The 841-nt window shown below is 45.2% G+C and carries 1 protein-coding gene and 2 tRNA genes; all 3 read right to left on the reverse strand.

Annotation, left to right across the window (positions count from 1 at the left end; genetic code table 11):
- Window positions 1-140: 140 nt before the first annotated feature.
- Window positions 141-214 (reverse strand) — tRNA-Arg (locus J1N09_RS15390).
- A gap of 133 nt (window positions 215-347) precedes the next feature.
- A complete protein-coding gene (locus J1N09_RS15395; protein WP_265201171.1) occupies window positions 348-734 on the reverse strand; it encodes a hypothetical protein in 387 nt (128 codons plus the stop codon).
- 21 nt (window positions 735-755) lie between these two features.
- Window positions 756-830, reverse strand: a tRNA-Pro gene (locus J1N09_RS15400).
- Window positions 831-841 lie beyond the last annotated feature (11 nt).

Consider the following 841-nt stretch of genomic DNA (forward strand, 5'->3'; position numbering starts at 1 on the left):
GAGGCCTTAGAGTAAGAAGTTTAGAATGACAGGATTACTCACTCCGTTCGTTTTCCTGACAGCACTCCGTGCTGAAAATAGTACAAACAAAAAAACGCTCAAACAAGTTTGGCGTTTTTTCTTTTTGAACTATTTATTCGTGATCGCGACAGGATTCGAACCTGTGACCGTCTGCTTAGAAGGCAGATGCTCTATCCAACTGAGCTACGCGACCTTTATTATACGTCTCTGAAACGGCTGCAAATTTAGATAAATAATGTGTTTTACCAAAGGTAATTTAAAGAATTGAATTTAGACTATACAACTCGCTGTCCCATCAATCCTAACGACTGGTAGTTGCTCGAGCACTACCAGCAACCTACGGTTACCTCACCCTTGTCATTCTGAACTTGATTCAGAATCCCAGGATTACTGCGTGATCCTGAAATGGGGGCCGGTGCTCGAGAAAACCAGCAACTTACAGTTACCTCACCCTTGTCATTCTGAACTTGATTCAGAATCCCAGGATTACTGCGTGATCCTGAAATGGGGGTCGGTGCTCGAGAAAACCAGCAACTTACAGTTACCTCACCCTTGTCATTCTGAACTTGATTCAGAATCTCAGGATTACTGCGTGATCCTGAAATGGAGGTCGGTGCTCGAGAAAACCAGCAACCTGCGGTTGCACTGCTTTTTTTATTCCCTTCACTTTGAAAAACATGTTTTTCACGTTCGGGTATAAAAAAACCAGTCATTCCCATGACTGGTTTTCTCGGTCGGGGTGGCAGGATTCGAACCTGCGACCTCCTGCTCCCAAAGCAGGCGCGATAACCGGGCTACGCTACACCCCGAGTAAACAGCT

The organism is Aureitalea sp. L0-47 (genome assembly GCF_026126405.1).
In the GTDB taxonomy this organism is placed as follows: domain Bacteria; phylum Bacteroidota; class Bacteroidia; order Flavobacteriales; family Flavobacteriaceae; genus Pukyongia.